This window comes from Streptomyces sp. SID11385 (assembly GCF_010548245.1).
In the GTDB taxonomy this organism is placed as follows: domain Bacteria; phylum Actinomycetota; class Actinomycetes; order Streptomycetales; family Streptomycetaceae; genus Streptomyces.
Genome location: NZ_JAAGLR010001022.1, coordinates 1 through 7537 on the forward strand (window position 1 = coordinate 1; position 7537 = coordinate 7537).

Consider the following 7537-nt stretch of genomic DNA (forward strand, 5'->3'; position numbering starts at 1 on the left):
AAGGCGAGGGCGCAGCCGAGCGCGAGCACGGCGACCGCGCCGACCGCCGCGCGCCAGCCCCACACCTGCGCGACCCAGCCGGTCAGGACCCGGCCGCTCATGCCGCCGACGCTGTTGCCCGCGACGAAGAGCCCGATCGCGGCGACGAGCGCCTTGGGCCGCACCTCCTCGGCGAGGTAGGCCATCGCGGAGGCGGGCAGCGCGGCGAGCGCGGCGCCCTGCACGGCGCGCAGCGCGATGAGGGCGCCCAGGCTCGGGGCGAAGGGGGCGAGGAGGGCGAGCGGTACGGCGACGCAGAGCGCGGCCGTCATCATCGTGCGCCGCCCGAAGCGCTCGGAGAGAGCGCTGAGCGGGACGACGGCGAGTGCGAGGGCGCCGGTCGCGGCCGAGACGGTCCAGCTCGTGTCGCTCGCGCTCGCGTGGAAGCCGGCGGAGAGGAGGGGGAGCAGGGCCTGCGTGGCGTAGAGGAGCGCGAAGGTCGCGACGCCCGCGAGGAAGAGCGCGAGCGACATCCGCCGGAAGCCGGGGCCGCCGGGGTGGAGGCGGCGGTCGGGGGACTCGGCGGGGGATTCGGCGCGGGCGAGGGGGCGGAGGGCGTCCGGGCGCGGGGCCGCGGGCGCCTCGGTACTGACGGCGGGCATGAGCCGAACGTACGGAGCTTCGCACTCATGCGTCCAATGCATGGAAACGCGGAAACCGATCCGTGGCAGCATGACGGCAGGCAGGGGCGGGTACGGCGCCGTGCCGGCCACGGACGTATCCCTGGCGCACCCCTGCCGAGCCCCTGCCCGACCCGTGCCGCATCCCGCTGCGAGGACACCCGTGACCAGCCCGCCCCCGCTTCCTCCGCCCCCGCTCCCCGCGCTCCCCGAGCCGCCCTCCCGCCCCGTCGCCGCGCTCGATCCCGAGTCCTGGGCCACCGTGCTCGCCCCGCGCCTCGCGCACTTCCTGGGCGTGGCGCGCAGTGAGCACGTGACGCGGGCCGCGCACGAGATGCGCATGCCGCAGTCGACGCTGTCGCGTTCGCTCGCGCGCCTCGAAGAGGACCTTGGCGTCGCGCTGTTCGCGCGGCGCGGCAGGACCCTGGCGCTCACGCCCGCCGGGCGGACGTTCCTGGCGGGCGTGGAACGGGCGCTCGGCGAGGTGGAGCGGGCGGCGGACGAGGTACGGGCCGACGCGGACCCGGCGGCGGGCAAGGTCGCCTTCGGCTTCCTGCACACGCTCGGCCCCGAGACCGTCCCCGGACTCCTGCGCGCCTTCCGCGCCGACCACCCGGGCGTGCGCTTCTCGCTCGTGCAGAACTACGGCGAGGCGATGCTCGAACGCCTGCGCGCGGGCGAGCTGGACCTGTGTCTGACCTCGCCTGTCCCGCAGGAGGCGGGTCTCGTCGCCCGCCGCATCGACGAACAGCGCCTCCACCTCGTCGTCCCCGACGGCCACCCCCTCGCCACGCGCCGCAGGGTCCGGCTCGCGGAGGCGGCCGGTGAGACGTTCGTGACACTCGAACCGGGCTACGGGCTGCGCCGGATCACGGACGACCTCTGCGCGGAGGCGGGCTTCCGGCCCCGTATCGCCTTCGAGGGCGAGGAGGCCGAGACGCTGCGCGGACTCGTCGCCGCGGGCCTCGGCGTGGCCCTTCTGCCGCCGCCCGCCGTCCCGCGCCCGGGGGTTGTCGAGCTGGGCATCGCCGCGCCCCGCGCTGTCCGCGAGATCGGCCTCGCCTGGCGCGAGGGCGCGCCGGACACGGCGCCCGTCGCCGCCTTCAAACAGTTCCTGCTGGGCAGGCGGGGAAAGCTGCTGCCGAGGGGGGAGGGGTAAAGAGCGCGGGCTGTTGGGACAATAGGAGGTGTCACCACGGACGTCCTCAATGGCGAGGGGGGCCGTCGGCGCCCCCGGGACGGGGCGCCTCCCACACGCGCGATGCCGATCCACGGAAGGTTGTCCGTATGACTCTCGTCGAGCCGCTGTACGCCGAAATCCTCCGCCGCAACCGCGGCGAACACGAATTCCACCAGGCTGTGCGAGAGGTCCTGGAGACGCTCGACCCGGTACTGGAACGGCGGCCCGAGCTGGTCGACGCGCGGATCATCGAGCGGCTCTGCGAGCCGGAGCGGCAGCTCATCTTCCGCGTGCCGTGGATGGACGACTCCGGCGACATCCACGTCAACCGGGGCTTCCGCGTCGAGTTCAGCAGCGTGCTCGGCCCGTACAAGGGCGGACTGCGCTTCCACCCCTCGGTGAACCTCGGCATCGTGAAGTTCCTCGGCTTCGAACAGATCTTCAAGAACGCGCTCACCGGGATGCCGATCGGCGGCGGCAAGGGCGGCTCGGACTTCGACCCGAAGGGCCGCTCGGACGCCGAGATCATGCGGTTCTGCCAGTCGTTCATGACCGAACTGCACCGCCACATCGGCGAGTACACCGACGTCCCCGCGGGCGACATCGGCGTGGGCGGCCGGGAGATCGGCTACCTCTTCGGCCAGTACCGGCGCATCACCAACCGCCACGAGTCGGGCGTGCTCACCGGCAAGGGCGTCACGTGGGGCGGCTCGCAGGCCCGCACCGAGGCGACCGGGTACGGCTGCGTGCTCTTCACCGCCGAGATGCTCCGCAGCCGCGGCGAGTCGCTCGACGGGCAGACCGTCGCGGTCTCCGGCTCGGGCAACGTGGCGATCTACGCGATCGAGAAGGCCCAGCAGCTCGGCGCGACCGTCGTGACCTGCTCCGACTCCGACGGGTACGTCGTGGACGAGAAGGGCATCGATCTCGACCTGCTCAAGGAGATCAAGGAGGTGCGGCGCGGCCGGATCGCCGAGTACGCCGAACGGCGCGGCGCGCACGCGAGGTTCGTCCCCGGTACGGGCGTGTGGGACGTGCGGTGCGACGCGGCGCTGCCCTGCGCGACGCAGAACGAGCTGACCGAGGAGGACGCGCGCACCCTCGTGCGCAACGGCGTCAAGGCGGTCGCCGAGGGCGCCAACATGCCCACGACGCCGGAGGCCGTGCGCGTCTTCCAGGAGGCGGCCGTCGCCTTCGCCCCCGGCAAGGCGGCCAACGCGGGCGGCGTCGCCACGAGCGCCCTGGAGATGCAGCAGAACGCCTCCCGCGACTCGTGGACCTTCGCCTACACGGAGGAGCGCCTGGCCCAGATCATGCGCCACATCCACGACTCCTGCTACACGACGGCGGAACGCTACGGCGCCCCCGGCAACTACGTGGTGGGCGCGAACATCGCGGGCTTCGAAATGGTCGCGGACGCGATGCTGGCCCAGGGCCTGATCTGACCCGACTCCCCGCGCCGGTCGACCTGCTGGGGGCCCGGCGCGGGGAGCGCGCGAGGGGCTGGCCCGCCCCCCGCCTACGCGGGCTCGCGGGGCGGGTGCCGCGGATGCCGCTTGAGGAGTACGCGGCAGTCCACAGCCCGCGAATAGTCCCCGACAGCTTCGGCAGCGACTGCCTGCCGCCTCAACTCGGCACAGTGCGGGCACTCTTCACGGGGCGGGATGCTCATGCCCGAACCTCCGCCCAGACGCGCTTGCCCCACGGCTTCGGCTCCGTGCCCCAGCGTTCGGCGAAGGCGGCGACCAGGAGCAGCCCGCGTCCAGTGAGTGCGTCCGGGGCAGGAGTGCGGCGGACGGGGCGGGCGCGCGAGGAGTCGGAGACGGCGATCTCGACTCCGCCGCCGTCGAGCCGCGTCACGGCGACGCGTACGACCTCGCCGCACGCGTGGGTGACCGCGTTCGCGACGAGTTCCGAGACGACGAGCGTGGCGGGCCCGGTGAGCGGGCGGCGACCCCAGGCGGCGAGCGCATGCCGGACGAGGCGTCTGGCGGACTCGGCCGACTCCTCGGTGCGGGGCAGGATCTCGTGATATGCGGGCGGGCCCACGCCGGAGGCGCCTACGGGGTGGTGGTTCAGCAGGGTTTCGCGCTGGGGCATGGGTGTCCGGTCCCGTGAGAGCTGACGAAGTCGGGGTTACTCACGAGAGGTAACCGTCTGATGACCCTGCGGCGGTACGGTGGTGGGGCCGCGTGACCGTGAACACCGTGAACGCCCTACTTCCGCGGGGAGTTGAGCATGGCTCGTAAGCAGCGCATCCCGAATACGCGACTGGCCGCCCTGATCGCCGAGGCCCAGTGGACGCGGACACAGGTAGCGCGTCAAGTGAACCGGCTCGGTCCGCAGGCGGGCCTGGATCTCACGTACGACCGCACGGCCGTCGCGCACTGGGTCGCGGGAACGCCACCGAGGTCCGAGGTTCGCCCGCTGATCGTGGAGGCGCTGTCGGCACGGCTCGGCAGGCCGGTGACGCACGAGGAGGCCGGGCTCGAACCCCGTTCCGGCCCGGTCGACTTGCCGTCCGACCCGATCGAGGCGCTGATCGACCTGAGCCGCGCCGACATGGACCCGTCCCGCCGCGCGGTCCTCGCGACCACCCTCTTCTCCGCCGCGCTCGCCGTCCCCGCCTTCCAGCAGGGTGCGCACGCCTCCACGGCGGGTGCCGCCGCGACGACCCGCATCGGCCCCGCCCAGGTCTCGGCCGTACGAACCATGACGAGTCGCATCGCCGACATTCTCGACGAGTTCGGCGCGGGCCACGCACGCCCCATGGCGGCGGCGTTCCTCGTCAACACGGTCGGCCCCTGGCTGCGGGCCGCCGGCCCCGAGTCCGTCCGGCGGGACATGCTCGCCGCCGCGTCCGACCTCACGTACCTCACCGGCTGGATGGCGATGTACGAGAACGCCCACGGCCTGGGCCAGACGTACTACGTGAAGGCCCTCGGCCTCGCGGAAGCCGCCGACGACCGGCTGACGTACAGCCGCACGTTACGGGGCATGTCGCTCCAGGCGTCCAGCCTGCGCCACGGTCAACTCGCCCTCGAACTGGCCGACTCGGCCGCCGAAGCGGCTCCCTCCGCAGGACCCCGCCTTCTCGCCTTCCTGCGCGGCCAGCAGGCGCACGCCGCCGCCCTCACTGGCGACCGCCACCGCGCCCACACCCACCTCCACGCGGCGGAAACCGCCCTCGCGCGCGCCGACAACCGCCGCGATGCGATCGGCGGCTACGACCGCACGGCCTACCTCTTCCACGTCGCCCACGTCCTGGCCGAGGAGTCCGACTGGACGGGCAGCATCACGGCGCTCGAACAGTCGATCGCGGTCCAGCCCCCGCAGGAACGCCAGTCACGGGCCCACGCCTACGCCCTGCTCGCCCAACGCCAGTACCGAATCGGCCACTTGGACGCATCCTGCACCTCCTGGTCCCACTTCCTCGACACGTACGCACACGTCTCCACGGCCCGGGGCGACGAGCACTTCGCGACTCTCCGCCGCCAGTTGAAGCCGCACGCGCGGGCGCGGGCGGTCAGGGAGCTGGGAGTGCGGGTACGGGAGGTGGCGGCGGAGAAGGGGTAGGAGGAGTCGAAGCCGCAGGGCCGCCCCGTGGGACGGGGCGGCCCTGCGGCTGCTTCATGTGTGTATGGGTGTCAGTGACGCGACTCGAACCAGATCACGAGCAGTGAGACTGCGCCGGTACCGAGCCTGGAGGACGCGCCACTCCAGAACGCTTTTGTGGTCTCGTGTATCAGTTCTGGATGACGTTTCCGCAGGTGGCGAAAGATCTGCACTAGGCGGCTGTATCTCATCCGGGCTCGCCAGGCACGCCAAAAGCGGCTATCGTACATGCGAGACCTCCATTCATTGATTTGGCTTTGGGTGGGGTCCGCTGGGGGAGCCCTCTCGACCGCTGGCCGCCAAACCTGAGTCGAGAAGCAGGGCTCCTTTTTGCGTTGCGGCAACAGTACCCGCCCCACCGGCAAACTTCATTCCTGGCTGGGGCAGTTGCGGGAATGCGCAGCCATTTCGCTAGTCGCACCCTTCGCCGGACTCGGCCAATCTCGGCGAGCCTCGGCGAAACTCGGACCTTTGGATCCCGCACATCAAAAAATTTGGTAGTGCATCAGTGTGGTTGCCGGGCTTCCGGTTTCTCCTGGCCTGAGACGCATGCTGGTCTTCTCTCGGCGCATCCGGACTGATGCCAAGGCTGCACCTGCAGCGCCAATAAGTGCACGACTCTGTAGGGGGCTTGTGCCGCCATGGTGGGCCCAGACCTGGGGGGACGGCTCATGGAAGCCCTGAGCGGAGAGCGGGGAGCCCTTGCCGTGCTGCGCTACTCACACCTACGTCGCCGCTCACTCACCGCAGCCCTGGGGGAGCCCGGTCTCCCGGATGCGGCACACACCGCAGACGAGGGCCTTATCGAGGACATCCGGTTCCTCTTTCGGGTCGCCAGGCTCGCGTACCCTCGGGATCGAGGGCGGGGACTGGTCCAACTCGATCTATTGGGCCCTCGGTTCACCTTCGTTCAGCGGGCGGAGCCGGATGTGCGGCCGCTGGCTCACAGCGTGGGACAGGTGCCTGACGAGAACGCGGCGCGCCAGCGGGAGGGCTCCATGCCGCGCGCCGTCAGATGGTCTGGCTGCCCGAACAGCTCCCCATCCAGTTTGTCCTCCTCCTCGACCACGCGGTGTAGTTACTCGCTTCGGACGGGCATGGCGCTGGCCGAATTCTTCGACGAGTGCCGTCACCGCCGTTCCGGCGACGCCGGCCTCGTCCCCCCCTGGTTCTCAGGGGAACGCCCGCTCCCCGGACGGCCCCGCTCAAGGCCCTGTCGCGAAGAACTCCGCCGCCGTGCCGATGAAGCGGTCGTGCGCCGCGCCTGACCGTTCCTGGGCCGCGTCCAGTTCGGCGGGCGTGGCCGCGTCCAGCATGTCGTACGTGGACGTGATCATCGCGTCGGCTGTCGCCTTCACTCCGGGGTCCGGGATCAGGAGGCGTACGAGGGCGTACGGGCGCTTCGCGGCCGCGCGGGTGACGTGCGACGCGGCGCGCAGCTCGGCCAGTTCGGTGGCGGTCTCCGTGCCGGAGAGGCTGGCCTCTCCACGCATGCGCAGCGCACGGCGGTGCGCCGAGTCAGCCGCGACGAGGTCCGCCGCGGCGTCCAGACGGTCCTGTCTCGACCGCGCGCGCCGCCGAGCGTTCCGTACGGCCCGCCGCCAGGTGCTGGAAGACGCCCGTCACGGTGGCGCCGAGGAGCGTGCCGAGCACCGCGAGCGCCGTCGTCAGCACCGGCGTCACCCCCGCAGCGTCTCCCCGAACCCCGCCGCCAGCGGCATCCGCAGGCCCAGCGGCGGCGGGGCCGCCAAGGCGTCCTCGACCGTGCGGGCGTAGGGCAGGCCGCACAAAGAGCCGAGGGTGAAGTCGCAGGACAGGGCGAGGATTTCGGAGCGGTAGCGGCGCAGGGAGTGGCCGTCCGTGTGCGCCTCGAAGCGGCACACGTCGCGGTTCGCCTTCTTCGCGCGCTCGGCGAGGCGGAAGGAGAGTTCGGGGTCGGTGCGGCGGTCGTCGGTGCCGTGGACGAGGAGGACACGGCGGCCCGCGAGGTGCCTGACCGGCTCGGGCTCCGCCACCGGGTCGTCGTCCTCGGGCAGGCGCGGCGCGAGCGCGAGCACCGTCGTGACGGCCTCGTGCCCGGCCG

At 72.1% G+C, this 7537-nt stretch carries 8 protein-coding genes and 1 pseudogene; 3 read left to right on the forward strand and 6 right to left on the reverse strand.

Going from position 1 to position 7537, the window contains the following annotated elements; genetic code table 11:
- Positions 1–641 (reverse strand): MFS transporter (locus G3I42_RS31415; protein WP_203607603.1); only part of this gene is annotated, 641 nt, incomplete at its 3' end.
- Positions 642–921: 280 nt separating this feature from the next.
- On the opposite strand from G3I42_RS31415, the gene G3I42_RS31420 reads away from it, so the two are divergent.
- Both G3I42_RS31420 and gdhA read left to right on the forward strand, forming a co-directional pair.
- Positions 922–1818 (forward strand): LysR family transcriptional regulator, encoded by an 897-nt coding sequence (locus G3I42_RS31420; RefSeq protein WP_343244715.1) that lies wholly within the window; start codon positions 922–924, stop codon positions 1816–1818.
- A 128-nt stretch (positions 1819–1946) separates the two neighbouring features.
- A complete protein-coding gene (gene gdhA / locus G3I42_RS31425; RefSeq protein WP_164291091.1) occupies positions 1947–3284 on the forward strand; it encodes an NADP-specific glutamate dehydrogenase in 1338 nt (445 codons plus the stop codon).
- Between the two features lie 223 nt (positions 3285–3507).
- On the opposite strand, the gene G3I42_RS31430 is transcribed toward gdhA, so the two are convergent.
- Positions 3508–3939, reverse strand: a complete 432-nt coding sequence (locus G3I42_RS31430) for an ATP-binding protein (protein WP_164291092.1) — start codon at positions 3937–3939, stop codon at positions 3508–3510.
- A gap of 138 nt (positions 3940–4077) precedes the next feature.
- On the opposite strand from G3I42_RS31430, the gene G3I42_RS31435 reads away from it, so the two are divergent.
- Entirely contained in the window at positions 4078–5415 is a 1338-nt protein-coding gene (locus G3I42_RS31435; RefSeq protein WP_164291093.1) for a hypothetical protein, read from the forward strand.
- Between the two features lie 982 nt (positions 5416–6397).
- On the opposite strand, the gene G3I42_RS38330 is transcribed toward G3I42_RS31435, so the two are convergent.
- From G3I42_RS38330 to G3I42_RS31445, 4 genes and pseudogenes are all read right to left on the reverse strand, one after another.
- Entirely contained in the window at positions 6398–6523 is a 126-nt protein-coding gene (locus G3I42_RS38330) for a hypothetical protein (RefSeq protein WP_275405310.1), read from the reverse strand.
- Between the two features lie 136 nt (positions 6524–6659).
- Complete coding sequence (locus tag G3I42_RS37980; protein ID WP_239096802.1) at positions 6660–6947, reverse strand: hypothetical protein; 288 nt, start codon at positions 6945–6947, stop codon at positions 6660–6662.
- A gap of 25 nt (positions 6948–6972) precedes the next feature.
- On the reverse strand, positions 6973–7137 hold the full coding sequence (locus G3I42_RS37985) for a hypothetical protein (protein WP_239096803.1): 165 nt from the start codon (positions 7135–7137) through the stop codon (positions 6973–6975).
- A pseudogene (locus G3I42_RS31445) lies at positions 7134–7537 on the reverse strand (alpha/beta hydrolase); the annotation flags it as partial. The pseudogene G3I42_RS31445 and the gene G3I42_RS37985, both read right to left, overlap by 4 nt.

Coding starts and splice junctions, on each gene's coding strand:
- gdhA (WP_164291091.1), top strand. CDS start 1,947: ATGACTCTCGTCGAGCCGCTGTACGCCGAAATCCTCCGCCGCAACCGC.
- G3I42_RS31435 (WP_164291093.1), top strand. CDS start 4,078: ATGGCTCGTAAGCAGCGCATCCCGAATACGCGACTGGCCGCCCTGATC.
- G3I42_RS31430 (WP_164291092.1), bottom strand. CDS start 3,939: ATGCCCCAGCGCGAAACCCTGCTGAACCACCACCCCGTAGGCGCCTCC.
- G3I42_RS37980 (WP_239096802.1), bottom strand. CDS start 6,947: ATGCGTGGAGAGGCCAGCCTCTCCGGCACGGAGACCGCCACCGAACTG.